This window comes from Rhizobium skierniewicense Ch11, assembly GCF_023757665.1.
GTDB lineage: Bacteria > Pseudomonadota > Alphaproteobacteria > Rhizobiales > Rhizobiaceae > Agrobacterium > Agrobacterium skierniewicense.
The window spans coordinates 127,454-150,541 of record NZ_RXPG01000016.1; the positions used below are offsets into that span (position 1 = coordinate 127,454).

Here is a 23,088-nt window from a genome sequence, read left to right on the forward strand (position 1 = left end):
TCTGGCCTTTGGCATTCTAAAGTAAAAGAGGGACAATCAGGGACGTCAGGATCGCATTCAGGCCCATGGCAATACCGGAAAAAAGTCCTGCGACCGGATCAACGGAGTAAGCGCGTGCCGTGCCGATACCGTGGGATGAAAGTCCTACCGCAAATCCCCTCGCGCTATAATCACGGATTTTCAAGGCATTCATCAGTGGAGTGACGATGATTGCGCCGCAAATTCCGGTCATAATAACGACAGCCGCCGTTAATGCAGGGTCTCCGTTCGATCCTTCCGAGATAGCCATTGCTACTGCGGCAGTCGTGGATTTCGGTGCCAGTGACGCAACTACTGTCTGATCGAAATCGAAGAGCTGAGACAGGAAAATCGTCGAACTCACCGCAGTTACACTGCCGACAAGCGATGCACACAGGATAGGAAACAGGTTCGCTTTTACGAGCGAGATCTGCCGGTAGAGCGGAATACCGAGTGCGACCGTGGCCGGCCCCAAAAGGAAGTGTATGAATTGCGCGCCTTCGAAATACGTCGTGTAATCGATGCTTGCAAGTTGCAGGATTCCCACCATGAGGCAGACGCTCATCATGACGGGGTTCATGAAAGGATTAGCCGGACGCAGATCGCACACACGCAGTGAAATCTGCCATATTGCCAGAGTTCCCACCAGCCAGAGAAGCGATGAGGTCGACAGATAGACCCACAGGCCGTCAGTCATGTCTCTCTCCTCCCGTGAGGCGCTTTACCGATATGAAAACGAAAACGGTCACCAGAAGAGTTAAGACCGTGGAGATGAAGACGATCATCAGCAGCGCGATGCCTCTGTTCGCGAGAAGGTCTAAATGCTGAATGATACCCACTCCCGCCGGCACAAACAGAATTCCAAGATTGGCCAGCAATGCCTTCGACGCGTTGACGGCGTTGTTTTCCAGGTCCGGGAGCCAATTGCGCGCCGTCAGTCCTTTTAGAAAAACCGCAATCAAAGCCATTCCGATAACGGGACCCGGAACGACGTTGCCCGAAAAATAAGCGATAATCTCGCCAATCAGTTGAAAAAGCAGAATGGTCGTTATTCCCGTCAGCATCGTCTAGCTCCAACAATATGTATGTTGACACTAAACGATCAATATGTTTGTTTTCAACCCAAACAAACGGGAGGAGCATCGTTTGTTTTGGAGGGACGGCATCGGGCCGGTCTGTGGGAGGATAATATGCGTTCTACCTTTAAAAAGATGGCCCTAGCGGCCGTCCTTGGTGCATCTGTATCAGGCTATGCCTTCGCTCAGGAGAGCGTTGAGGTATTGCACTGGTGGACGTCGGGCGGTGAAGCTGCCGCTGTCGGCGTGCTGAAGGAAGACCTTCAGAAACAGGGCGTGTCGTGGCAGGATATGCCGGTTGCCGGTGGCGGTGGAGAAGCCGCGACGACCGCGTTGAAAGCCCGTGTCGCATCGGGAAATCCGCCAACCGCGGCCCAATTGCTTGGCATGGCAGTCAATGAATGGTCTGAAGAGGGCCTTCTCGGCGACCTGACGCCTGTCGCCACAAAGGAAGGCTGGGATAAAGTCGTTCCCGGCGCGATCAAAGCCTTTGCCGTCCATGATGGCAAGTGGGAAGCGGTTCCTGTCAATATTCACCGACCAAACTGGCTATGGATCAATGCCAAGGTTTTCAAGGATAACGGCCTTCAGCCTCCGACAAACTGGGATGAATTCAATACGGTCGCCGAAAAGTTGAAGGCCAAGGGTATCGTAGCGCTGGCGCATGGCGGTCAGCCTTGGCAGGACACGACCATTTTCGACGATGTTGTGCTTGGCCTCGGTGGTCCGGATTTTTATAGAAAAGCTATTCTTCAACTCGATGAAACAGCGCTCGGCTCGGATACCATGGTCAAGGTTTTTGACCAGATGCGCAAAATTCGTGGTTTCGTTGATCCTAATTTCTCAGGCCGCGACTGGAATCTGGCAACCGGCATGGTTCTTAAGGGCGAAGCCGCGATGCAGCTCATGGGTGACTGGGCCAAGGGCGAGATCGTCAAAGCCGGATTGAAGCCAGGTGTCGATATTCTATGTGTTACCGCGCCTGGTACCGAAGGTTCCTTCCTTTTCAACACTGACTTTTTCGCGATGTTCCCGGTCGGAAAAGACAAGGTTGATGCTCAGAACAAGCTGGCAACCAGCGTCATGTCGCCGAGCTTCCAGGAAGCATTCAACCTGGTGAAGGGGTCAATCCCGGCCAGAACAGATGTTTCCGGCACCAAATTCGATGCTTGCGGACAGAAGTCCATGGCCGATCTGAAAACGGCCGAGGCTGCTGGCACACTGCTGGGTTCGCTTGCACACGGTCATGCCGAACCATCCGGTATTCAGCGTGCCATGTTTGATGTCGTTACCCAGCATTTCAACTCTGACATGTCGTCGAAGGATGCCGTGGCCGCCCTGATCAAATCGGTCAACGCAGCCAAATAATGATCTCTCGCGGACAACACCGTCACATCTTTGGATGTGGCGGTGCATGTGATCCGGCCCAGAGTTCAGGGCAAAACAGGTGGACAACTCATGTCTTTCTCAAAACGTGTCAGAGGCGCATTGCCTGCGATTGTCTTGTCGCCATCTGTCGCGGCGATAACGGTCTGCGTTTACGGTTTCATCGCCTATACTGCACTGCTGTCTTTTACCGGATCGAAGATGTTCGCGCGTTTCGATTTCGTCGGCTGGCGGCAATATGAACGCCTTTTCGACAATCCGCGCTGGATCACTGCCATCGAAAACATGGCTATTTTCGGCGGTCTTTATGTTGTTGGCGCAACCTGCCTCGGACTGTTCATCGCCATTTTGATCGATCAGAAAATCCGTATGGAGGGCGTGTTCCGGGCGATCTTTCTCTACCCCATGGCGCTGTCTTTTGTTGTAACAGGGGTCATCTGGCAATGGCTGCTCAATCCCGGGGTTGGCCTTGAGCATATGATGCGTAGCCTCGGCTGGGAAAGCTTCACCTTTCAATGGCTTGTCGATCCCGATATGGCGATTTACACCATCGTCATCGCCGGGGTGTGGCAGGTTACTGGCTTCGTCATGGCGCTGTTTCTGGCCGGTCTGCGCGGCATCGACACCGAAATCCTTCGCGCTGCCCGCATTGATGGCGCGCCGATTCACAAAGTCTACACGCGCATCATCATTCCCGCCTTGCGCCCGGTTTTTCTCACCGTCTTCGTCATCGAGGCACATCTTGCCATCAAGAGCTACGATCTGGTGGTGTCACTGACCAAGGGCGGCCCGGGTGTTTCCACCGAACTGCCCTCGACCTTCATGTATTCGATGACCTTTACCCGCAACGAGCTTGGTGTGGGTGCCGCCAGCGCCACCGTTATGCTGGTCAGCCTTGCGAGCATCATCGTACCCTATCTCTATTCGGAGCTTGGCAATGACCGCACAGCCTAAAGGCAACATGGCAGGAAAGCTGCGCGTTTCAAAAGTGGCCGGGCGTGTCTTCATCTATGCCTGCCTGACCATTCTCGCCGCAGCCTTTCTGGCGCCGCTCGTGTCCATGCTGTTTACCTCACTCAAGGGCATGGAGGAAATCCGCTCCGGCAATCTTTTGTCCGTTCCCATGGCGCCTACGGTTGAGGCTTGGAAGACCGTATGGAATGCCGCGTGTATCGGCGTGACCTGCACAGGACTGAAGGGCTATTTCGGCAACTCGTTTCTCATCGTCATTCCGGCCACGCTGCTGTCTGTAGGTCTCGGCGCGCTGAATGGCTATGTCTTCGCCAACTGGCGGTTCAAAGGCGACAATGTCCTGTTCGGGCTTATCCTGTTTGGTTGTTTCATCCCGTTTCAGATCGTTCTTATTCCTATGGCCGGCCTGCTCGGCACGTTCAACCTGGCAGGCACGATTTCCGGTCTGGTTCTCGTCCATGTCATCTATGGTGTGTGCTTCACCACGATGTTTTTTCGCAATTACTTCGTGACCGTGCCTGCCGAAATCTTCAAGGCAGCGCGCATCGATGGCGCGGGCTTCTGGGCAGTCTTTTTCCGCATATTGCTGCCGATTTCCTGGCCCATCGTCATGGTTTCGATCATCTGGCAATTCACCGGCATTTGGAACGACTTCCTCTTTGGCGTGTCGTTTGCGGCTGGTTCCAACCAGCCCGTGACGGTTGCTCTCAACAATCTTGTCAATACGTCGACCGGAACCAAAGCCTATAATGAGGATATGGCTGCTGCGATGATCGCTGCCCTGCCGACCATCCTCATTTATGTGGCGGCGGGCCGCTATTTCCTTCGTGGCCTGATGGCCGGCGCAGTCAAAGGATAACCATTGTGGCCAATCTCGCAATCAACCACGTCACAAAGAGTTTCGGCAGTCTCGAAGTCCTCAAGGACATCAATATCTCGATAGAGGATGGAGAGTTTCTGGTTCTTGTCGGTCCGTCCGGCTGCGGAAAATCGACGCTGCTGGCGATCATTGCCGGTCTCGACAGCCACACATCGGGAACCATCACCATCGACGGCAAGTCTGTGGAGGGTCTGGAGCCGAAAGAGCGCGATATCGCCATGGTTTTCCAGTCCTACGCGCTCTATCCCGCCATGACGGTGGAGCAGAATATCGGCTTCTCGCTTGAAATGAGCAAGATGCCAAAGCCAGAGCGAACCGAGCGCGTCAACAAGGTGGCGGAACTTTTGCAGATCACGCACCTTCTGAAGCGTAAGCCGGGGCAACTTTCGGGCGGCCAGCGCCAGCGTGTGGCCATGGGCCGGGCGCTTGTGCGCGAACCGAAAATTTTTCTGTTCGATGAGCCGCTATCGAACCTCGATGCCCAACTGCGTGTGGAGATGCGCACCGAAATCAAGAAGCTGCACCAGCGCCTCGGCTCGACCATCGTTTATGTCACCCATGACCAGATCGAGGCCATGACCATGGCCAGCCGCATTGCAGTGATGAAAGATGGTATTCTCCAGCAATTCGGCACCCCGGAAGAGATCTATGACCGGCCCGCCAATGTCTTCGTCGCCACCTTCATGGGGTCTCCGGCCATGAACCTTTTGCCCGCAACCGTGGTGGAGGGGGAGGGCGGATTGCAGCTCCGGCTAGAGGGCACCGGCGTGACGCTGCCGGTTCCGGTGCCAGCACTTTCGACCGGACAACAAGTTCTGCTCGGCCTGCGCCCCGAATGGCTTTCGCTGGTCACAGATGCGGGAAACACGCTGGCGCGGATCGATATGGAGGTCGATGTCATCGAGCCGACCGGTCCTGACGTCTTCGTGGCATTGCGAGCTGGCGAACAGGAAATCATGGCTCGCCTGCCCACCGGAACACCGGTGCGCACTGGACAGAAGGCAGCCTTTTCCATCGACCTTTCAAAGGCTGTGCTGTTCGATGCCGAAAGCGGTCTTGCGCTGAGCAAGGATCGGCCCATCAGCTGAACGGCCAGCCGTTCTCTACCCGTTCAAATCGTGAATTCAGGAACTTATAAAATGCCAGCAAAACAGGAAAACCGACTCCGGGTCGGCGTGCTAGGCGCGGGGCAAATTGCCCAGGCGGCCCATTTCGAAAGCTGCACCAAGGCCGCCAATGCCGATCTCCATGCCATCTGCGATGTGGCCGACGATCTGCGCGAGCGCATGATGATCACGCATGGCGCAGCAAAGGGTTACAACGACTATGACCGCATGCTGGCCGATCCCGATATCGATGCAGTGATCATCGCCACAGCCGATGCCTTCCACGTTCCTGCCTCCATCCGGGCGCTTGAAGCTGGCAAGCATGTGCTGTGCGAAAAGCCTGTCGGGCTGACGGTTGAGGAGTGCCTGGAACTGCGCTCTGCCGTGGAAAAATCCGGTAAAGTGTTTCAGGTCGGCCACATGAAGCGCTTCGATGCCGGTCTTCAGGCGGCAAAGTCCTTCATCCAGGACGAGATGGGCGATCTGGTGGCGCTCAAGGCGTGGTACTGCGATAGCACTCATCGCTATCCCATGACCGATGCCGTGCAGCCATTGATCGTTACCAGCGCCAATGCCAGAAAGCCATCTGCCAACCCCAAGGCCGATCTGCGGCGATACTATATGCTGGCTCATGGGTGCCACCTCATTGATACGGCTCGTTATTTTGCGGGCGACATCATCTCAGTGCAGGCCCGGCTTTCAGAGCGCGCCGGGATCTGGTGCTGGTTTGTCGATCTGGAATTCGCCTCCGGTACGCTCGGTCATCTCGATCTCACCGTTCAGGTCCGCATGGACTGGCACGAAGGTTTCCAGATCTACGGTAAGAACGGCAGCATTCTCGGCAAGACCTATAACCCGTGGTATTACAAGAGCAGCGAGGTCGATATTTTCCGTGAGGCCGATGGCGCGACCCACCGTGTTCTCGGTGCTGATGGCCACTTCTATCGCCGCCAGGTAGAGGGCTTTGCCCGCACCATTCTTGACGGCACACCGATGGAAGGCGCCGATATTCATGATGGGCTCGCCTCGGTGCAGGCCATGGTGGCCATTGCCCGCTCGGTCGAAACCGGCAAGCCGGTGAAGCTCGGCGATGTCGCAGGTGGCGTGTGATGAAGCTCGGAATTTTCGCCAAGACTTTCGAGGGAACCACGCCGCAAACGGTGCTGTCTTCGGTGGCTGCTGCGGGCTTCGATTGCACCCAGTATAATATGGCATGCTCCGGTTTGCCCTCGATGGCGGATGCGATCAGCGCGGAACAGGCCGGCACCGTGGCCGACGCGGCCAGAAAGACGGGTATCGCGATCGTTGCGGTATCCGGCACCTACAACATGATCCATCCCGATCTGGTTGAGCGCGAGGCGGGACACCGCAGGCTGGAAACCCTTGCCGCACGCTGCGCTGACATGCAAACGAACCTGATTACGCTGTGCACCGGCACCCGCGACCCCCACGACCAGTGGAAAGAGCACCCCGATAACGATACGCCGGAGGCTTGGCGCGATCTGTTACAAGCCATGGAGACCGCCATCGGTATTGCCGATCGCTACAACATCGATCTCGGTATCGAGCCGGAACTTGCCAATGTCATCAACTCCGCTGAAAAGGCCCATAGTCTGATTGCTGAGCTGAAAAGCCCGCGCATCAAAATCGTTCTTGACCCGGCCAATCTGTTCGAGATCGCTGCGCTTCCGCAACAGCGAGATATCGTGTCAAAAGCGATCGATCTCCTGGGAGACCGCATCGCGATGGCCCATGCCAAGGACCGCAACCGCGATGGACGTTTCGCAACCGCGGGCAAGGGTGTTCTCGATTACCGGCATTATCTTGGCAGATTGAAAGCTATCGGCTTTGGGGGCAGCTTGATCACCCATGGACTGACGGCCGCTGAAGCCCCCGGCGTTTCTGCCTTCCTCAAACGGCAACTTGCGGAGCTCGTATGATGCGCCACGGAGAGCCATTCAAAACAGGCGATGGTACGTGTCTGAACGTCGATACGTCTGGTGAGGGCACACCTGTGGTGTTCCAGCATGGCTTGTGCGGCGATGCTGGACAAACCTCAGAGGCGTTTCCGCTTGGCAACGGTTTCCGGCGTGTTACCGTTGAAGCGCGAGGCCACGGGCGTTCGGAGCCTGGCGATCTTGCTCGTCTGTCCATCGCCACATTCACCGACGATCTGGCTCTCTATATCATGAATCACCTGACTGCTCCGGTGGTTGTCGGCGGCATTTCCATGGGGGCAGCCATTGCCCTGCGCCTTGCAGTCACGCATCCCGATCTGGTGAAAGCCCTCATCCTTGCACGGCCTGCATGGGTGATCAATGCGGCGCCCGCCAATATGGCGCCCAATGCTGAGGTCGGACGTCTACTGAAGACCATGCCGGCTGAGAAAGCAAAAGCCACCTTTCTGGCAGGTGAAACCAGTCAACGTCTGGCGCTTGAGGCGCCGGACAATCTGGCCTCGCTCTCCGGCTTTTTCACGCGCCAGCCGCATGACGTCACGGCTGCCTTGCTCACCGCAATTTCCGACGATGGACCCGGTGTCAGGCAAGCCGATCTTGGCAATCTCCGTGTGCCGACCCTGGTCATCGGTCACGAGGAGGATGTCGTCCATCCACTCGCCCATGCGCAGGCGCTGGCGTCCATGATCCACGGTGCGCGTCTTGCGCAGATCACCCCCAAAACCGTCAGCCGCACGCAATATATCGCGGATTTCCATCTCGCTATCGGCAATTTTCTGAAGGAACTTTGAAATCATGCCCCATAAAACCTGGATCAACGATCTCCCCAAAGACCGGCTTATCGCGGAATTTTCCGTGTGGTCGGCAGATCTTGTGCACCTGGCCGACGATCTTGCTCGCGTCGATGAACATGTCGATATTCTGCATATCGATGTTGCCGATGGCCATTTCGCGCCCGCCATGCTGTTCTTCCCCGATCTCGTGGCGGGGGTGCGCAAGCTCACGAAAAAGCCCATCCATGTTCATCTGATGATTGCCGACAGCATCGTTCTCTCGCAGATCGAGCAATTTGCGGATGCGGGCAGCGATCTTATCAGCCTGCATGTCGAAAACGATGCGGTGGCTGATGAGGCGCTCGATCTGCTGGAACGCCGTGGTGTTGCCGCGGGCATGGTGCTGCGCGTTGAAACCCCTGTCGAGCGTGTGCGTAAATACGCCGCCCGTCTCGATTTCCTGACCCTACTCGGCACGGCCATCGGCGTGAAGGGCCAGGGTCTTGATGAGAAGGCTGGCGAGCGCCTCGGACAAGCGCGGCAGATCATCGAGACGTCCGGCGCCGAGCATCGCATCGTGCTGGCCGCCGATGGCGGTATTCGCGAACATACCATGCCTGTACTTCGGGCTGCGGGTGCGCAAACCGTGGTTCTCGGCTCCCTCGCATTCAACGCGCCATCGCTTCCTGAGCGAATGACGTGGCTCCACGCTCTCTGACCCGTGGTCATGTGAATGAAGAAAATCGCCATCGGAATAGATCTGGGCGGGACTACGGTTCGTGCCGCTCTTGTGGATCGGCGCGGCCACGTTCTCGCCCGCACAGAGGATAGCACGAACGCAGGGGCCGGCCCGGAACAGGTTTTGCAGCAGATTAAGGCGCTGGCGGATGGTCTGCTTGCAGAAGTTGATCCTCTCACTGTCGTTGGCATCGGCGTATCGGCACCCGGCCCACTCGACACGGTGGCGGGAATTGCAACCTACACGCCGACGCTTGCAGGATTTGTGGATTTTCCCTTGCGCGCTGAGCTGCAAAAGCGTTTCTCCTGCCCATTAAGCCTGGAGAATGACGGAATTGCTGCCGCAATCGGAGAGTGGCAGTTTGGTGCGGGAATGGGGCTCGAAAATCTGGTCTATGTTACGGTTAGTACGGGGATAGGCGGGGGCATTATTCTTGATAATCGGGTGCTTAGGGGACGAAAAGGTATGGCGGGTCACGTCGGCCATATGTCGGTTCAGGCAAACGGTGCGCTTTGCCCATGTGGAAACCATGGTTGCTTTGAAGCTTATGGATCGGGAACAGCTTTTGCATTGCGTGCGATCGAAAGCGCTTTCCAGTGTTCGGAAACGAGCCTTGGCAAAGACGGTGCTGTCATTGACGGAGCCGCGATCTTTGCTGCCGCAAGAGGTGGCGACCACCTGGCCAACAAGCTCATCGAGGAAGAAGCTGAAATTCTTGGAAGAGGCTTTACCAGTCTGATCCACCTATTCAGCCCCGATGTCGTCATCATGGGCGGTGGTCTTTCACATGAGTTCGCACGGCTCAAGCCGGGCATCCAAGCTTATATCAGCCAATGGGCGATGCCCGCCTTCAGGGAAGTGCCGGTCGTTCAGGCGGCGCTGGGACAGAACTCTGGTCTTGTCGGCGCGGCCGCTCTGGCCTTTTATTCAGATGCTCTCGCCGGCAGTTGAACGCGGTCGTCAAAATGGCTGCAATGAATGCTTCAGATAACAATCCTCAGCTGCGGATATTTTTTTGAAAAGCTATTGATTGAAACGTGATTGAAAATCATAAGGTGCCGGTCGTTGGTTGCTCACATCAGCGGCTCGTTCGATTGAGAAATGTCAGGCCAGGTGCTCAGAAATGAGCATTCCATCGCGCTCCAAGGGCCTATGTTGGTCTGGATACGCCGGACATCATGTAAGGTAAATGAAAATGCTCTCACTCCCCGCTATTATCGGTATTTCCTTCGGCGCTGCTGGATATGCAGCGTTCAGCAGAAAGAACAAACCTTGGAGCTTTCTGAAAAGGTTGGGATATTTCATCGCGGCGTCACTGATAATTCTGCTGTTCATGCTCGCCGTCAATTTTGGGCTCTATTACATGAACCTGCAAAGCTGACCGTTCTGTTTCGCAATGACGGTGAGGAGCAGGTCAACCCAGACGCGCTTTCAGTTCTGCATTCTCTGCCTCAAGCTGGTCGAGGCGGACGCGTCGCGGCTCGATGGCGGCTGCGATCTCTGGCTGGGTGAAACGCGGCGTGATATGCTGTTGGCAGTTCCAGTCGAAGCTGACCAATTTCAGCCGGAAAACGCGCTCCAGTTTCGCTTTATATCCGCGATCACTAACGAGTTCTGTGAGCGCGGGCTCATCGTCCAGCGAAAGCTTCTCGACATGGACATAGATTTTCAGGCGGCTGCGGTTGGGATAATCCATCAGGATCAAGCAGGCGCGGTCGTTCGCCGCGAAATTCCCCGTGCTGATATACTGGCGATTGCCACGGTAATCAGCAAATGCAAGTGAGCGGTCGTCGACCACTTTAAGAAATCCAGGCGGCCCGCCCCGATGCTGGACATAGGGCCAGCCCGTTTCAGAAACGGACGCCATATAAAATGTATCGCGACTGTGAATAAACGCTTTTTCGTTTTCGGTAAAACGGTCAAACTCGCGGTGTCCGCTGAAATCAGCCCACAGGCTATCCGCACCCATCTCGGCTTGCGCGGCCCGAACACTGGGTGTTATCGCGATGTCCAGAAATCCATATGCCATGCTTGTCTCCGACGGGAAACGGTTGCGGCGTTCAGAGACTGAGCGCCGCAAGTCTGTCATCAAGGTCGTGTCACTTCTTTTTCGTCGTGCTCTCGCTCGCTTTTACCTGCGATCCCAGTGTGGGTGCTGGAGCCGCTGCGGCCTTGTCTTTTTTTGGTTTTCTGACTTCTTTGTTGCTGCGGACTTGACCCTTGGCCATTGAATGCCTCCTTGGTTGGTCTTACGATCTAGCAACCAAGTGGTCGCCAAACGCAAGCAGTTTTTGCTCTCATATCCAATCGGCCTCGCTGTCTGCAAATCCAGCGGGAACCGTGTTCAAAAAAATGTTTATGTTTGCTTGTGTCGACCCGGCGCGCCGAGTTCACGCCATTGGCGTCCATCACGCTCGATGAGATCCTGCGCAGATTTTGGGCCCATACTTCCAGGTTCATAAGGCTCGGGCGTTCCGCCTTTTGCCCAAAGATCCAGAAACGGCTGCACAGCGGCCCACCCGGCTTCGATGCCGTCTGCACGTTGAAAGAGCGTCTGATCTCCTACGAAAAGCTCGTAGAGAAGAGATTCGTAGCCTGTCGTTTTGCTGATATCGAACCGGTCCGCATAGCGGAAATCAAGCGCCACCGGCACGGTATCGACCGACTGGCCGGGCGATTTGATCGACAGTTCCATGCTCAGACCCTCATCCGGCTGCACCTGAATGACGAGCCTGTTGGGGGGGAGGTCAGGTGTGACATCGGTTTGACGAAATTGCGCAAACGGAACCTGCTTGAAAGTCACGACGATCTCTGTATCCCGGGCCACCATTGCCTTGCCGGTACGAAGGTAAAACGGCACGCCAGCCCAACGCCATGTGTCCGCATAAAGCTTCAAGGCAACGAATGTCTCGGTGTTCGATTGCGGTGAGATGTCTTTCGTATCCCTGTATGCGGGAATGGCGGCACCGTTCGACGTTCCGGCACAATAGGCACCACGGGCAGAATGGCTCTGTGCTTCCTCGGCCGTGTAGACGCGCAACGCCTGCAGCACCTTGCTCTTTTCGTTGCGGATGGCTTCGGCGTTGAAGCTGTTTGGCGGCTCCATGGCGACCATGGCCAGAAGCTGAAACAGATGATTGGGCACCATGTCACGCAGCGCGCCTGTCGCATCGTAGAATTTGCCGCGCGAACCCACATCGACGATTTCCGCAGCCGTTATCTGCACATGATCAATGTAATTGTTGTTCCAAAGGGCTTCTATCATCATATTGGCAAAACGCGCCGTCATGATGTTCTGGACGGTTTCCTTGCCAAGGAAGTGGTCGAGCCGATAAACCTGCTTTTCTGAAATCGTATTCAAAATCCGCGCATTCAGCGCCCGTGCAGAGGCGAGATCCGTCCCAAAGGGTTTTTCAATCGCAACCCGCCTGAACTCCGTGTCTGTTTCTTCGACCAACCCATGCTGGCCCAGTTTTTCGACGATCGTTCCGAAAAACTGAGGTGGGACAGCCAGATAAAAGGCTGCATTTCCAACCGCGGTGCCAGCAAGACGGCTGGCGATCTCGGCGTAGATTTCGTCCTTGGTAAAGTCTCCACTGATGTAGGAAATGCGCTGCTTCAGGCGAAGCCAGGCCTGATCCGCCGAAACCGGCTCCGCGCCGCCCAGCCCGGACAAAAAGCTGTCCAGCCTTTCCACCAGCATGGCATCGTCACCCGGTTCGATACCCACACCCAGTATGTGAAGGTCGTCACCGACCAATCCGCTGCGAGTGAGGTTGATGAGGGACGGGATGAGGAGGCGGCGGGTGAGATCGCCCGTAGCGCCGAAGATGACGAGGGCAACCGGAGGAGCAGGGGCAGCGTCCAAAATGATATCTCCACATTCGCGAAAGACTGAGACGTTCGGTTGATCAGGGCAAAGCTAAAGCATGTCGCGCTTCATTGTCCTCAATGAAACGATAACGGACATGCGACAAAACAAGAGCTAAAGCATGTCGCAGTGTATCCTATTCACAGAGACAGGCTTTAGTGCATGCTTCAGACCGGATTATGTCTGGTTCCAGCTTCGCACCACCGGTTCGTCAAGATTGTGTTCATATCCCAAGACACTGATGCTGGCGGTGTCCAGAATGAAGCAGGCGCCCGCGGCTGCGTCCAAGCCCAGCCACCGGGCACCCAAAACCCGCAGAAAATGCGAGCTCGAGAAGATGAGGACATTGCCGCCGATTGCTCTGATTTTTGCAACGGCTGCATCAGCTCTATCGCTGATATCCTGAACGCTTTCTCCGTCCGGGCAGCCGTGTCGAAAAACATTCCAGTCCGGCGTCTGCGTTTGTATCTCTTTTGTCGTCAGGCCTTCGTAACGACCGTAGTTCCACTCCGCGAGATTGCTCTCGATCTCGGCTCTCGCGCCGAAGCCCGCCAGATCACAGGTTTTCTGCGCGCGTTGCGACGGGCTGGAGAGAACGGCATCGAAAACGATCGCTGGTAAGCGCTTTCCCACAAGCCTTGCTGCGGCCTCTCCATTTGGAGTTAACGGAATATCGCTGCGCCCGGTATGGCGGCCCGAAAGCGTCCAGTCCGTTTCGCCGTGACGAACCAGAACGATCTGCGGGTATTTCGTGGTCATGTCGGCGCCCTCTCGATTGATGAAAACTGATCTCATCTCGACTTCGCTAGGTGTACTGACTTCACGCCGAAAATGCGTCCTTTATCTTCAAAGGTTCGCATCTGTATCTATCCATCATGCAGATGGTCGCATCCGATCCTTCGAGTGATGAACAGTTCAAGGGCCCAATCGCGTTGAGCGTCGTTCAGGACTACTGGCAGGTGTCCGCGATTTTTTTGAGTTCGACGGCAGGTTCCAGCATCGTGTCGGGAGCCTTGCCGACAAACCTGTAGGTTCCACGCCAGAGACCCTCTGCGGCTTTGGAAATCCGAAGCCTGTGGTCGCCATCCTTGCAGGATGCATCATAGGCCAGATCACCCATGTCGGTGAAATCCAGATCACATTTGCTCGCTTGCGCCTTGGGAAGAACCGGGTTCATGTGGGCCTTTGCGGCGGCTTCATTGTAGCAGATTTGAAAGACCTGCTCATCGTTCTTAAGCTCTGGTGTCGGAATGGGGGTGAAGAGACGCACCTGCCATAAACCCGTTGGAAGGCCGGTTTCCTGCGCCAGACCGGGTGTCGCCAGCAGGGAAAGAGCAAGGGGAACCGAAAGTCGGACGAGGGAGATTGTCTTCATCACTTGCATTCTCCCATCCGTTTGACAACGACATCGGTCGTAGGTTGCGGCATGTCCATATCGCCTTCGTAGGTCTCGTTGTAGGAAATCTGGCCGGTAAAACTCTCGCCATCCTTTTCGGGCTGGAGGTACATGCCCCATGACGCTCCGATGCCACCAAGGTCACACTCCGCGCGCATCTGCACGCCGCTGTCGTAAAAATGAACTTTATCAATCAGAACGCATTTCACGCCTTCAGGTTTTGGCATCAGTGGCAGAGTGTCGGCTGTCATGTCGTCCTTGACGCAGATATCCCTAGACGTTTCGACGACCTTCATCTCGGTCTCGGTCCGTTGCAGCGTTTTCCATGTGAAGCGCCAGAGACCACCCCATTCAGGCCGCTCCGTCGGGGCTTCAACGGCAGCGCCGTCCGAGCGAGCCTGAGGAGACGAGAGGTCCATGGTCTGGAGGGCCAGTCGTCTCGAAAACCAAGCGCCCAGAATGTTAAAATCGTTGAACGTGATGTGGTAGGGTTTCAGAACTTCATCCTGTTCTCCCAACGACGTGCCAGCCACCGACGCTTTCCGGGAGTAATAGACCTGGATTTCACGAAACGCCTCCTCCGGCATCGGCTCGCTTTGCGTCAGTGGTGCCTGATTGAGCACCGATTGCGCAACATCCTGACCGAACGCGGCATAGGTGCCTTGCGCATTTTCCGCAAAATAGGCACCAAAGATTTCCACCATGGCAAAGGTCGGATCAACCTTCATCCGCTGGCCAAACGCCGCGCTTGCGGCATCGAAGTTAGCCTTGTCGGTGCCGAATTTCTGGTAAATCGCTTCGTGGTTGCCATTGGGGTCGAGAAATATGGCGTAGGTTATGTGACCGTATTTTCTGAAATCGATCCCGTTGACGGGCTCCAGCATCTTGAGATCGAAGCCCTCACGCATGGTCGCAATCTTGGGCGGAGTTGCTGGCGAGGGTGTCTCGATCGGAGCAACGGCATCTTGAGACATCCCCGTGGCCGGAGCCGACATGGCCATGACGGCGGACAAGGCAGCAATACACAGGCGTGACACGGCGATATGTCCCTCTACAAATTATCGATATTTATAAACCCAGAGCTCCTATAAAAATCATTATGAGCTGAAAGACGCTTATGCAAGGTTGAACATATCGAAGGATAGCGTCTTCTTCGCTACCATCAGTGCAACCCGCCGACACCCAGCAGCCGTTCGACCGCAGCCTTGTCATCGGACAGTTGGATCGGCGTTCCCGTCCATGCCACGCGACCGCGCTCGAGGACGATGACGGTATCTGCAAAATCGAGCGCGCTTTGAATACGTTGCTCCACCAGAACGATCGTCATGTTTCCTGTCTTGGCCAATTCCGAAAAGACCACCATCAGCTCTTCGCAGATGACGGGTGCGAGGCCTTCGAGAGGTTCGTCGAGAAGAAGGACAGAGGGGCGACCGAGGATGGTGCGCGCGGTGGACAGCATCTGCTGCTCCCCACCGGACAACTGGCTACCCAGGTTTCGGCGTCGCTCTTTCAGACGCGGAAACATCGTGTAGGCTTCTTCCATCGCGCTTTTAGGGCGGGATTTAAGGCCAACGGACAGGTTTTCCTCCACCGACAGGCTTGGAAAGATGCACCGGGCCTGTGGCACGTAGCCGAGACCCGCATGTGCGCGTGCGGCACTGGCCATAGGCGTGACATCGACAGACCCGATATGGATCGTGCCGCCGTAGCGTTTCGTCTGTCCCGCAAGCGTCGACAGCAACGTTGTCTTGCCCATTCCATTGCGTCCCAGCAGAGCCAGCCGCCCGCCGGATGGAACGGAGAAGGAGATGTCTTCCAGAATCCGCGTCGGTCCGTAGCCGGCCGACAGTCCGGCGACATCAAGCGGCATGGCTTGCATTGGCGTAGCTCCCCAGATAGGCCTCGCGAACGCGGGCATCCTGTGTGACATCGGCAGGTGAGCCGTCGAAAATAATGGTGCCGGCAGCCAGTACGACCACGCGTTTCGCGAAGCGAAAAACGAGGTCCATATCGTGTTCGATCATCAGGACGGCAAGGTCTTGCGGTAGATCGGCAAGGGCCTGCTCGATGCGACCCGTGTCGCTTTGTGGAACGCCTGCTGCCGGCTCGTCGAGCAGGAGAACTTTCGGTTTGAGCGCCATGGCGACCGCCAGTTCCAGCAGCCGCTGTTGGCCGTAGGCAATCTCTCTGACGCTGCGATGCATGAGGTCCATCAGACCAAGCGTGTTCAGCAATGCATCGACTTCAGCCATGACATCGCGCATGCCGAGATAGCTTCCGAACATGCGTCCGGTTTTCCCCTGGCGCTGCAAAACCGCCAGAGCGATATGTTCGGCCGGGGTCATGTCCAGAAACAGGCGTGTGACCTGAAACGAACGAACGAGGCCGCGTTTGACGCGACCGTTGGCGTCGATTTTCGTCACCGTCTCTCCGTTGAGCCTGACATCCCCGGAATCGGGATGAAGGTTGCCGGTGACGAGGTTGACGAAGGTGGTCTTGCCGGCACCGTTTGGGCCGATGAGGGCAACCCTGTCTCCCGGTGCCATCGACAGCGAAACGTTGTTTGTCACCGAAAGCCCGCCAAACGATTTCTGAAGGTTGGCGACTTCAAACACAGCACTCATGGGCGCACCTGACGTTTGCGGGCAAGCCATGTCGCCGCCGTTCCGTATAGTCCCTTGGGGGCGAAAAAGACGACGACGATCAGCAGCGCGCCGACCATCGTCAACCAGTGGAAGGGGTTTGCGGCCGAAACATAGTCTTCAAACAGCATGAAAACGACCGTTCCCATCAAGGCGCCAAACAGCGAACCGGTGCCGCCGAGAACGACCATGACCAGCGCTTCGGCAGACATTGTAAACGACAGGCTATCGAGGCCCACGACCTGGGTGGTGATCGCATTCAACGCGCCGCCAATACCGGCAACAGCGCCCGAGATCACGAACATTTTGATGATGGCGGTTTTGGGTGATCCGCCCATGGCACGCACGCGCACAGGGTCTTCCTTGATGCCGCGGCACAGCATGCCGAATGGCGAGCGGACGATGAAGCGCAGTATGATGAACACGACCAGGAGAAGCGCCATGGAAAACGCATAGGCCGTGTGTCCATAGAGATCGAATTCGAACAGCCCGAAAATAGGGTCGGGCGATATGCCAGACAGGCCATCGCTGCCGCCGGTCCAACTGGATGCCTTGTTGGCAAATTCGTGGAACAGATGAATGAGTGCAATGGACAAAACAAGTTGCGGCAGCCCGTGTCCGCGCAGAAGGATGATGCCGCTCAAGAGCCCAGCCAGTGCGCCACCGCCGATACCGGCAAGCGTCATCAGCAACGGGTCGTTGACGCCGTAATGCGCCGAAACGATGCCCGCCGCATAAGCGCCGGATCCAAAGAGTGCGGCATGCCCCAGCGTGGCAACACCACAATATCCCGTGACCAGATCGAGCGATAAGACCAGAAGTGCGACTGCAATGATGCGTGTGAGCAGAGCGAGATTATCGGGAAAGAGGACATAGCCGATAACGGCGAAGACGATGATCGCGGCGATGCCGCCCACGTCCCTTAGGATCGAGCGGCGCAGCCTTGCGGCCCCTTGTTGTTTTGGGTTGGTGAGTGTCACCATCTCAACGTGCCCTCCCGGCAAAACCGCGCGGAAAGACGCAGATGATCGCGACGACGGCGAGATAGAAGAAGAACTCGCCGAATTCAGGCATGAGGTAGCGTCCGGTCGTGTCGATACTGCCCAGCACGAGGCAGGCAATCAAGGCGCCTGAAATTGAGCCTGCGCCGCCCACCGAGACGACCACGAGGAACGTGACCATATAGCGCAGAGCATAATAAGGCTCCACAGGGAGAAGTTCGGCACCGACCACGCCACCCATCGCGGCAAGGCCGACGGCGACAGCAAAACTCAAGGCGTAGATGATCTCGGTTCGAACGCCAAGAGCCGCAGCCATGGACGCATTATCCACGGAGGCTCGCAATTTGACACCGAAGCTCGTTCGCTCGATGGCAAACCAGAGGCCTATGGCGACAGCAAGCCCGCAGGCGATGGCAAAAAGCCTGTGTATGGGAATGGTGCGAAAGCCCAAATCTGCCGATCCCTGCAAGGCTGGGGGCAGCGGGATGGTTTTCAATGTCGGCCCGAAAACATAATTGGCGATCCCGATGATGCAGAAGGTGATGCCAATCGTCATCAGAACCTGGGTCAGTTCCGGCGCGCCATAAATACGACGATAGAGAAAGCGCTCGATGGGAAGTGCAATGATGATCGTACCGATGATAGCGGCAAGAACGCCGATCCCATATCCGAGCCCAAGGTCGCGCACCGCATAGGACGCGATATAACCGCCAATCATCGCAAAGGCGCCATGCGCCAGATTGACGACACGCATCAGACCCATGGTGACGGACAGGCCGATGGAAATGACGAACAAGACCATGCTGTAGGCGAGCGCATCGACGGCGATACTGAAAACTGTCTGCATGAGGTGATCCCGATGCGCTACGGACGAGTGGGAGGCCACGGACCTTGCTTTTCTGGTCCGTGGTCTGCCGAGGGGTTAGGCCATGGTGCGACCGCTACTTGGCGGCGGAAAGGCCGGGATCTCCCTGCTTCTCAAAGGTCTGAATTTCCTTGTTGAAATAGGTCCCGTCCTGCGCCTTGGTGACCTCGCGCAGATAGATGTTTTGCGTGATGTGGCGGCTTTCCTGGTCTATTGAGACCGGTCCGCGTGGGCTGACCCACGATAACCCCTTTACGGCCTCGACGGCTTTTGCAGCGTCCTGCTTGCCGCCGGTCGCCTCGATCATCTTGTAGATCACGTGCATGCCATCATAGGCGCCCACAGAAGGAAACGAAAGCTCCGCCTTGTTGCCAATGGCCTTGGACGCTGCTTCGACGAAAGCCTTGTTTTCGGGAGAATCATGCGAAACGGCATAGTGGAACGTCGTCTGTATCCCGAGCGCTGCTTCTCCGAGCGCCGGCAGGTCGGATTCCTGCGTCAGGTCACCGGGGGCAAAGAACTTGATTCCACCGGATTTCAGTCCGTTTTCGTTATAGGCCTTCACGAAGCCGAGGGTCGTGGGGCCTGACGGCAGAAAGGCGAAAACGCCCTGAGCGCCAGAATCCTTGATGCGCTGCATGATGGGGCTGAAGTCGTTGGTGGAAAGCGGCATGCGGATCGCCTCTACGACCTGCCCACCCTCCTTTTCGAACGCCGCCTTGAACGCGTTCTCGGCATCCACGCCGGGACCATAGTCGCTGACGACCGAGATGGCTTTCGTGACACCAGCGTCATGCGCGACTTTTGCGATTGGCGTCGAGGTCTGCCACGTAGTGAACGACGTGCGAACGACAAGCGGACTTTTGGTGACGATGGCCGATGTTGCCGCGTTCATGATGACGAGCGGCGTATTCGCCTGCTTCAAGATAGGCGTGACAGCCATGGCATCAGGGGTGAAATAGAAGCCGGCGAGATATTGCACCTTTTCTTTGACAACGAGTTCCTGCGCGAGCGCCTTGGACTGCGCAGGATCTGCCGCGGGCAGATCGCGATAGATGATCTCGACGGTGTTGTCTCCGACCTTGTTGCCGTTGGTCGCGATATAGGCGTCTATTCCGGCCTTGAAATTCTTGCCCTGCAAAGCGAACGGCCCGGAAAACGGCCCGACGACACCGACCTTGATGGTATCGGCATAAGCCGCGCTGCTCATGGTGATTGCCGCTAGCGCGGCTAGAACGAACCGTTTCATAAATCCTCCCAGATCAATGGCGCACTCCCGCACCAGGGCGACAGGTAGCCGCGACCGTAACGATCATAGGCAGGGCAAAACGGTAATGTAAAATGAATAAATCAGGCCTGACGCATATACCCCAAGTTATGCATGGCTCAGTTTTTCGTCTTACACCTTGGTCCCGAAGTTTTCGAATGTGCCACTGTCGATGAAGGTTTCGAGCATCTCTCTATAAGGTGCGATGTCGATCTTGTTCGCCACGAGCCAATCGGGATTGTAATAGGTCGCGGCATACCGGTCGCCACTATCGCAGATCAGTGACACCAATGATCCCTGCTTGCCGTCCTTCATCATTGCTGCCGCGATCCAGCATAGGCCGAAGAAGTTGGTGCCGCTGGAACCCCCGACGCGCCGGAACAGACGTTCCGACAAAACGTGCATCGCAGCGATGGAGGCCGCATCCGGTACCTTGATCATGTGATCGATAACACCTGGAATGAACGAGGGCTCGACGCGTGGACGCCCTATGCCTTCGATGCGGGAAGGGGTCGAACAGGTCACATGGCTGTCGCCGGACATATAGGACGCATAGAATGCCGAATGTTCAACATCGACAACGCACAGCCGCGTGGACAGATTACGGTAGCGGATATAGCGACCGATGGTCGCTGAGGTGCCACCTGTTCCCGCGCTCATGACCACCCATTCGGGCTCCGGGTGTTCTTCGCTTCTCATCTGCTCGAATATGGAATCGGCAATGTTGTTGTTGCCGCGCCAGTCCGTTGCGCGTTCGGCATAGGTGAACTGATCGAGATAATGACCACCGGTTTCGGCTGCCAATCGTTCGGCGACGGTGTAGACCTCTGAAGGTCGGTCAACGAAATGACAGGTGCCGCCAAAGCGCTCGATGGCCTCAACCTTCTGGCGGCTGGTGGAATGCGGCATCACGGCGATGAACGGCAGATCGAGAAGATGCGCGAAATAGGCTTCGCTGACCGCAGTCGATCCCGAAGATGCCTCGACCAGCGTGGTGCCTTGGGCAATCTTGCCGTTGCAAATGCCGTAGAGAAACAGCGAACGCGCCAGTCGATGCTTGAGACTGCCGGTCGGGTGGGTCGATTCGTCCTTGAGGTAGATCGAAATACCCTTCAAGCCCTTGAAGACCGGCTTGACCAGATGCGTATCGGCCGAGCGGCGACCATCCCCCTGAAGGATGCCGATTGCGCGGCGCGCCCATTCGCGATCCTCGCAAGCCGGCAAGGGTGTGACGGGTGGTGTGGACAGGCAATCGGTCATCACGCCCATGATGTTGGTCGCTCCTTTGGAGACCGCAAACGCAGAGCGCATCCCCTGCCACTTGCTCGATTGCTCGCCATCACGATGATTGCTTCCCCCAAAAGATGCTGTGTTTTACGACGTTCGTGCCTATCCCGGAATACAGCGGTCGCCAAGCATAAAAGTTCTGGATTGCACCAAGTTCGGTCTGATACAGGAAGACGCAAGCAAGGCAGACGCGTCAAGGTGTTCGGATGCTTTTGGATATGCAGCGACGAAAGGCTGGCGCGTGATTATCTGTTTTGACATCGGCGGAACGGCCATCAAGGGTGCAGGGGCTTGGGCTGTGAATGATATCAGGCCGTTACCACGCCAGCAGACGCCCGTTCATGATTTCGATGCCTTCGTCGGTGTTTTGAAAACGGCGATTTCGGATATCGGCGCAGTGCCGGATTGCGTTTCTTTTTCTATTACAGGCGTCATCGATCCCGATACGGACAAGGCCATTATCGCCAACATTCCGTGCGCGCATGGCAGGCTGCTGAAGTCGGATCTCGAAGCGGCGCTCGGTCTTCCCGTTTTGCTGGCAAATGATGCGGATTGCTGCGTTCTGGCAGAATACGGTGTCGGGGCAGCGCGGGGTCATCACGTCGTCTTCGGTGCCATCCTCGGGACCGGTGTCGGTGGTGGTCTCGTCATCGATGGAAAGCTGATCAACAGCACGGGTGGCTTTGCCGGTGAATGGGGCCACGGGCCGGTGGCCGCCACGCGCGCAGGAAACCCACCGCTCGATCTTCCTCGCTTTGCCTGCGGCTGCGGACTGGAGGGTTGCCTGGATGCCGTTTGCAGCGCGCGTGGCATGGAAAAACTCCACAAGCATATTTCTGGAAAAGCACTGACTGCGGAGGAGATCATCGGCGACTGGCAAACCGGTGATGCGGATGCCGTCCGCACGATCGATGTCTATATCGACATGCTGTCCGGCCCGCTGGCAATGGTTGTCAATGTCACAGGCGCGACCGTCGTCCCGGTTGGTGGAGGGCTTTCCAAATCGGCGGCATTGATCGAAGCCATCGATCAGGCTGTTCGCCTCCGCATTCTGCGGCGTTTCGCCCGCCCACTCGTGGTGCAGGCGCAATGCATGGTAGAGCCCGGCCTCGTCGGTGCCGCCGTCCTTGGCTTTGATTTTCTGGCGAATCGGAGGATCTCGTGACAGGAGCACGTCCTGCCAGGAGATCGTTTTCGGGTCTTCTTTACATGCGCGCCGCCCAGTTTGCACCACGGTTGAAGATGGTTCTCATTTCGGGCACAGAAAACTCCTTTGCCTGATGCCCAAGGGCCGAGAAGAACACGCGGCCCTTTCCGTAATTTCGCTTCCAGACCACGGGCATGACGACGCCATCGATCCACCATGCGTGATCGCCCGTAAACGTGGTGGTGGCCAACACTTCGTTGGACGGATCCACATGCATGTAATATTGTTCCGAGGTGTAGGGGAAATCAGAAATTCCCTGCATCAGCGGATCATCGGAACGTGTGATGTTGACGCGGTAGTCGATGATATCGCCCGGGTGAGCCACCCATTGTCCGCCGATCATGAACTGATACTCGACGCATTCGCGAAAGCTGTCGCCCGCCTGACCGTGAAAACCGGCAAGCCCCACACCGTTTTCGACAGCTTTCGCCAGGTTCTTGATCTCTTCCTTCTCTATTTTCGACATGGTGATGATGGGCACCACGAGGCTCAGCTTGTGGACCGACGGATCGGCAAAGGCTTCCGTCGAGCTTTCAACGCGAACCGTGAAACCATCCGCTTCCAGCATGGTCTTGATGACATCGGCGCATTGCTCCGGTTCGTGTCCGCTCCAGCCACCCCAGACGATCAGTGCTTCCGGCATA

Annotated in this window: 26 protein-coding genes; 11 read left to right on the forward strand and 15 right to left on the reverse strand. The window is 56.6% G+C overall.

Going from position 1 to position 23,088, the window contains the following annotated elements; all coding sequences use genetic code 11:
• Positions 1–16 precede the first annotated feature (16 nt).
• Both EKM04_RS13160 and EKM04_RS13165 read right to left on the reverse strand, forming a co-directional pair.
• On the reverse strand, positions 17–715 hold the full coding sequence (locus EKM04_RS13160; RefSeq protein ID WP_183894854.1) for an LrgB family protein: 699 nt from the start codon (positions 713–715) through the stop codon (positions 17–19).
• The gene (locus EKM04_RS13165) at positions 708–1,082 is read right to left on the reverse strand and encodes a CidA/LrgA family protein (RefSeq protein WP_183894856.1); all 375 of its coding nucleotides are present in this window, start codon (positions 1,080–1,082) and stop codon (positions 708–710) included. The genes EKM04_RS13160 and EKM04_RS13165 overlap by 8 nt, the downstream gene beginning before the upstream one ends.
• A 126-nt stretch (positions 1,083–1,208) precedes the next feature.
• On the opposite strand from EKM04_RS13165, the gene EKM04_RS13170 reads away from it, so the two are divergent.
• From EKM04_RS13170 to EKM04_RS13215, 10 genes are all read left to right on the forward strand, one after another.
• Positions 1,209–2,462: an ABC transporter substrate-binding protein gene (locus tag EKM04_RS13170; protein ID WP_183894858.1), complete on the forward strand. Its 1,254-nt coding sequence runs from the start codon at positions 1,209–1,211 to the stop codon at positions 2,460–2,462.
• Between the two features lie 90 nt (positions 2,463–2,552).
• Positions 2,553–3,434 carry a carbohydrate ABC transporter permease gene (locus tag EKM04_RS13175; RefSeq protein WP_174155441.1) on the forward strand — a complete coding sequence of 294 codons (882 nt, stop codon included), beginning with the start codon at positions 2,553–2,555 and terminating at the stop codon, positions 3,432–3,434.
• Complete coding sequence (locus EKM04_RS13180) at positions 3,412–4,311, forward strand: carbohydrate ABC transporter permease (protein ID WP_434060049.1); 900 nt, start codon at positions 3,412–3,414, stop codon at positions 4,309–4,311. Before EKM04_RS13175 ends, EKM04_RS13180 begins: the two co-directional genes overlap by 23 nt.
• Before the next feature lie 5 nt (positions 4,312–4,316).
• Complete coding sequence (locus EKM04_RS13185; RefSeq protein WP_183894860.1) at positions 4,317–5,420, forward strand: ABC transporter ATP-binding protein; 1,104 nt, start codon at positions 4,317–4,319, stop codon at positions 5,418–5,420.
• A gap of 51 nt (positions 5,421–5,471) precedes the next feature.
• Positions 5,472–6,548, forward strand: coding sequence for a Gfo/Idh/MocA family protein (locus tag EKM04_RS13190; protein ID WP_174155438.1), 1,077 nt, complete (start codon positions 5,472–5,474; stop codon positions 6,546–6,548).
• The gene (locus EKM04_RS13195; RefSeq protein WP_174155437.1) at positions 6,548–7,378 is read left to right on the forward strand and encodes a sugar phosphate isomerase/epimerase family protein; all 831 of its coding nucleotides are present in this window, start codon (positions 6,548–6,550) and stop codon (positions 7,376–7,378) included. The genes EKM04_RS13190 and EKM04_RS13195 overlap by 1 nt, the downstream gene beginning before the upstream one ends.
• On the forward strand, positions 7,378–8,187 hold the full coding sequence (locus EKM04_RS13200) for an alpha/beta fold hydrolase (protein ID WP_183895085.1): 810 nt from the start codon (positions 7,378–7,380) through the stop codon (positions 8,185–8,187). Before EKM04_RS13195 ends, EKM04_RS13200 begins: the two co-directional genes overlap by 1 nt.
• 4 nt (positions 8,188–8,191) lie before the next feature.
• Positions 8,192–8,887 carry a ribulose-phosphate 3-epimerase gene (locus EKM04_RS13205; RefSeq protein WP_183894862.1) on the forward strand — a complete coding sequence of 232 codons (696 nt, stop codon included), beginning with the start codon at positions 8,192–8,194 and terminating at the stop codon, positions 8,885–8,887.
• 15 nt (positions 8,888–8,902) lie between these two features.
• Positions 8,903–9,859, forward strand: coding sequence for an ROK family protein (locus EKM04_RS13210; protein ID WP_183894864.1), 957 nt, complete (start codon positions 8,903–8,905; stop codon positions 9,857–9,859).
• A 244-nt stretch (positions 9,860–10,103) separates the two neighbouring features.
• A complete protein-coding gene (locus EKM04_RS13215; RefSeq protein WP_174155434.1) occupies positions 10,104–10,289 on the forward strand; it encodes a hypothetical protein in 186 nt (61 codons plus the stop codon).
• 33 nt (positions 10,290–10,322) lie between these two features.
• Here EKM04_RS13215 and EKM04_RS13220 read toward each other — a convergent pair whose 3' ends face one another.
• From EKM04_RS13220 to EKM04_RS13270, 12 genes are all read right to left on the reverse strand, one after another.
• Positions 10,323–10,937, reverse strand: coding sequence for a pyridoxamine 5'-phosphate oxidase family protein (locus EKM04_RS13220; protein WP_183894866.1), 615 nt, complete (start codon positions 10,935–10,937; stop codon positions 10,323–10,325).
• Positions 10,938–11,007: 70 nt separating this feature from the next.
• Positions 11,008–11,136, reverse strand: coding sequence for a hypothetical protein (locus tag EKM04_RS22940; protein ID WP_268842296.1), 129 nt, complete (start codon positions 11,134–11,136; stop codon positions 11,008–11,010).
• A gap of 128 nt (positions 11,137–11,264) precedes the next feature.
• Positions 11,265–12,776 (reverse strand): glucose-6-phosphate dehydrogenase, encoded by a 1,512-nt coding sequence (gene zwf / locus EKM04_RS13225; RefSeq protein ID WP_183894868.1) that lies wholly within the window; start codon positions 12,774–12,776, stop codon positions 11,265–11,267.
• Between the two features lie 180 nt (positions 12,777–12,956).
• Entirely contained in the window at positions 12,957–13,538 is a 582-nt protein-coding gene (locus EKM04_RS13230; protein ID WP_183894870.1) for a histidine phosphatase family protein, read from the reverse strand.
• Positions 13,539–13,728: 190 nt separating this feature from the next.
• The gene (locus EKM04_RS13235; protein WP_183895107.1) at positions 13,729–14,154 is read right to left on the reverse strand and encodes a hypothetical protein; all 426 of its coding nucleotides are present in this window, start codon (positions 14,152–14,154) and stop codon (positions 13,729–13,731) included.
• Complete coding sequence (locus EKM04_RS13240; protein ID WP_234910906.1) at positions 14,154–15,212, reverse strand: hypothetical protein; 1,059 nt, start codon at positions 15,210–15,212, stop codon at positions 14,154–14,156. Before EKM04_RS13240 ends, EKM04_RS13235 begins: the two co-directional genes overlap by 1 nt.
• Before the next feature lie 125 nt (positions 15,213–15,337).
• On the reverse strand, positions 15,338–16,054 hold the full coding sequence (locus EKM04_RS13245; protein ID WP_183894872.1) for an ABC transporter ATP-binding protein: 717 nt from the start codon (positions 16,052–16,054) through the stop codon (positions 15,338–15,340).
• Positions 16,035–16,799, reverse strand: coding sequence for an ABC transporter ATP-binding protein (locus tag EKM04_RS13250; protein ID WP_183894874.1), 765 nt, complete (start codon positions 16,797–16,799; stop codon positions 16,035–16,037). Before EKM04_RS13250 ends, EKM04_RS13245 begins: the two co-directional genes overlap by 20 nt.
• Positions 16,796–17,800 (reverse strand): branched-chain amino acid ABC transporter permease, encoded by a 1,005-nt coding sequence (locus tag EKM04_RS13255; RefSeq protein ID WP_183894876.1) that lies wholly within the window; start codon positions 17,798–17,800, stop codon positions 16,796–16,798. Before EKM04_RS13255 ends, EKM04_RS13250 begins: the two co-directional genes overlap by 4 nt.
• 1 nt (position 17,801) lies before the next feature.
• Positions 17,802–18,665 carry a branched-chain amino acid ABC transporter permease gene (locus EKM04_RS13260; protein ID WP_183894878.1) on the reverse strand — a complete coding sequence of 288 codons (864 nt, stop codon included), beginning with the start codon at positions 18,663–18,665 and terminating at the stop codon, positions 17,802–17,804.
• Between the two features lie 94 nt (positions 18,666–18,759).
• A complete protein-coding gene (locus EKM04_RS13265) occupies positions 18,760–19,932 on the reverse strand; it encodes an ABC transporter substrate-binding protein (RefSeq protein WP_183894880.1) in 1,173 nt (390 codons plus the stop codon).
• A 150-nt stretch (positions 19,933–20,082) separates the two neighbouring features.
• Entirely contained in the window at positions 20,083–21,210 is a 1,128-nt protein-coding gene (locus EKM04_RS13270) for a PLP-dependent cysteine synthase family protein (RefSeq protein ID WP_183895089.1), read from the reverse strand.
• A 268-nt stretch (positions 21,211–21,478) separates the two neighbouring features.
• On the opposite strand from EKM04_RS13270, the gene EKM04_RS13275 reads away from it, so the two are divergent.
• Positions 21,479–22,402, forward strand: coding sequence for an ROK family protein (locus EKM04_RS13275; RefSeq protein ID WP_183894882.1), 924 nt, complete (start codon positions 21,479–21,481; stop codon positions 22,400–22,402).
• A 40-nt stretch (positions 22,403–22,442) separates the two neighbouring features.
• Here the strand turns inward: EKM04_RS13275 and EKM04_RS13280 are convergent, their stop codons facing one another.
• Complete coding sequence (locus EKM04_RS13280; RefSeq protein WP_183894884.1) at positions 22,443–23,087, reverse strand: ThuA domain-containing protein; 645 nt, start codon at positions 23,085–23,087, stop codon at positions 22,443–22,445.
• Position 23,088: the final 1 nt, after the last annotated feature.

Bases quoted from the DNA above. Each gene is read 5' to 3' on its own strand.
- EKM04_RS13160 (WP_183894854.1), bottom strand. From the start codon at position 715: ATGACTGACGGCCTGTGGGTCTATCTGTCGACCTCATCGCTTCTCTGG.
- EKM04_RS13165 (WP_183894856.1), bottom strand. From the start codon at position 1,082: ATGCTGACGGGAATAACGACCATTCTGCTTTTTCAACTGATTGGCGAG.
- EKM04_RS13170 (WP_183894858.1), top strand. From the start codon at position 1,209: ATGCGTTCTACCTTTAAAAAGATGGCCCTAGCGGCCGTCCTTGGTGCA.
- EKM04_RS13175 (WP_174155441.1), top strand. From the start codon at position 2,553: ATGTCTTTCTCAAAACGTGTCAGAGGCGCATTGCCTGCGATTGTCTTG.
- EKM04_RS13190 (WP_174155438.1), top strand. From the start codon at position 5,472: ATGCCAGCAAAACAGGAAAACCGACTCCGGGTCGGCGTGCTAGGCGCG.
- EKM04_RS13195 (WP_174155437.1), top strand. From the start codon at position 6,548: ATGAAGCTCGGAATTTTCGCCAAGACTTTCGAGGGAACCACGCCGCAA.
- EKM04_RS13200 (WP_183895085.1), top strand. From the start codon at position 7,378: ATGCGCCACGGAGAGCCATTCAAAACAGGCGATGGTACGTGTCTGAAC.
- EKM04_RS13205 (WP_183894862.1), top strand. From the start codon at position 8,192: ATGCCCCATAAAACCTGGATCAACGATCTCCCCAAAGACCGGCTTATC.
- EKM04_RS13210 (WP_183894864.1), top strand. From the start codon at position 8,903: ATGAAGAAAATCGCCATCGGAATAGATCTGGGCGGGACTACGGTTCGT.
- EKM04_RS13215 (WP_174155434.1), top strand. From the start codon at position 10,104: ATGCTCTCACTCCCCGCTATTATCGGTATTTCCTTCGGCGCTGCTGGA.
- EKM04_RS13220 (WP_183894866.1), bottom strand. From the start codon at position 10,937: ATGGCATATGGATTTCTGGACATCGCGATAACACCCAGTGTTCGGGCC.
- EKM04_RS22940 (WP_268842296.1), bottom strand. From the start codon at position 11,136: ATGGCCAAGGGTCAAGTCCGCAGCAACAAAGAAGTCAGAAAACCAAAA.
- EKM04_RS13230 (WP_183894870.1), bottom strand. From the start codon at position 13,538: ATGACCACGAAATACCCGCAGATCGTTCTGGTTCGTCACGGCGAAACG.
- EKM04_RS13235 (WP_183895107.1), bottom strand. From the start codon at position 14,154: ATGAAGACAATCTCCCTCGTCCGACTTTCGGTTCCCCTTGCTCTTTCC.
- EKM04_RS13245 (WP_183894872.1), bottom strand. From the start codon at position 16,054: ATGCAAGCCATGCCGCTTGATGTCGCCGGACTGTCGGCCGGCTACGGA.
- EKM04_RS13250 (WP_183894874.1), bottom strand. From the start codon at position 16,799: ATGAGTGCTGTGTTTGAAGTCGCCAACCTTCAGAAATCGTTTGGCGGG.
- EKM04_RS13255 (WP_183894876.1), bottom strand. From the start codon at position 17,800: ATGGTGACACTCACCAACCCAAAACAACAAGGGGCCGCAAGGCTGCGC.
- EKM04_RS13260 (WP_183894878.1), bottom strand. From the start codon at position 18,665: ATGCAGACAGTTTTCAGTATCGCCGTCGATGCGCTCGCCTACAGCATG.
- EKM04_RS13265 (WP_183894880.1), bottom strand. From the start codon at position 19,932: ATGAAACGGTTCGTTCTAGCCGCGCTAGCGGCAATCACCATGAGCAGC.
- EKM04_RS13270 (WP_183895089.1), bottom strand. From the start codon at position 21,210: ATGACCGATTGCCTGTCCACACCACCCGTCACACCCTTGCCGGCTTGC.
- EKM04_RS13280 (WP_183894884.1), bottom strand. From the start codon at position 23,087: ATGCCGGAAGCACTGATCGTCTGGGGTGGCTGGAGCGGACACGAACCG.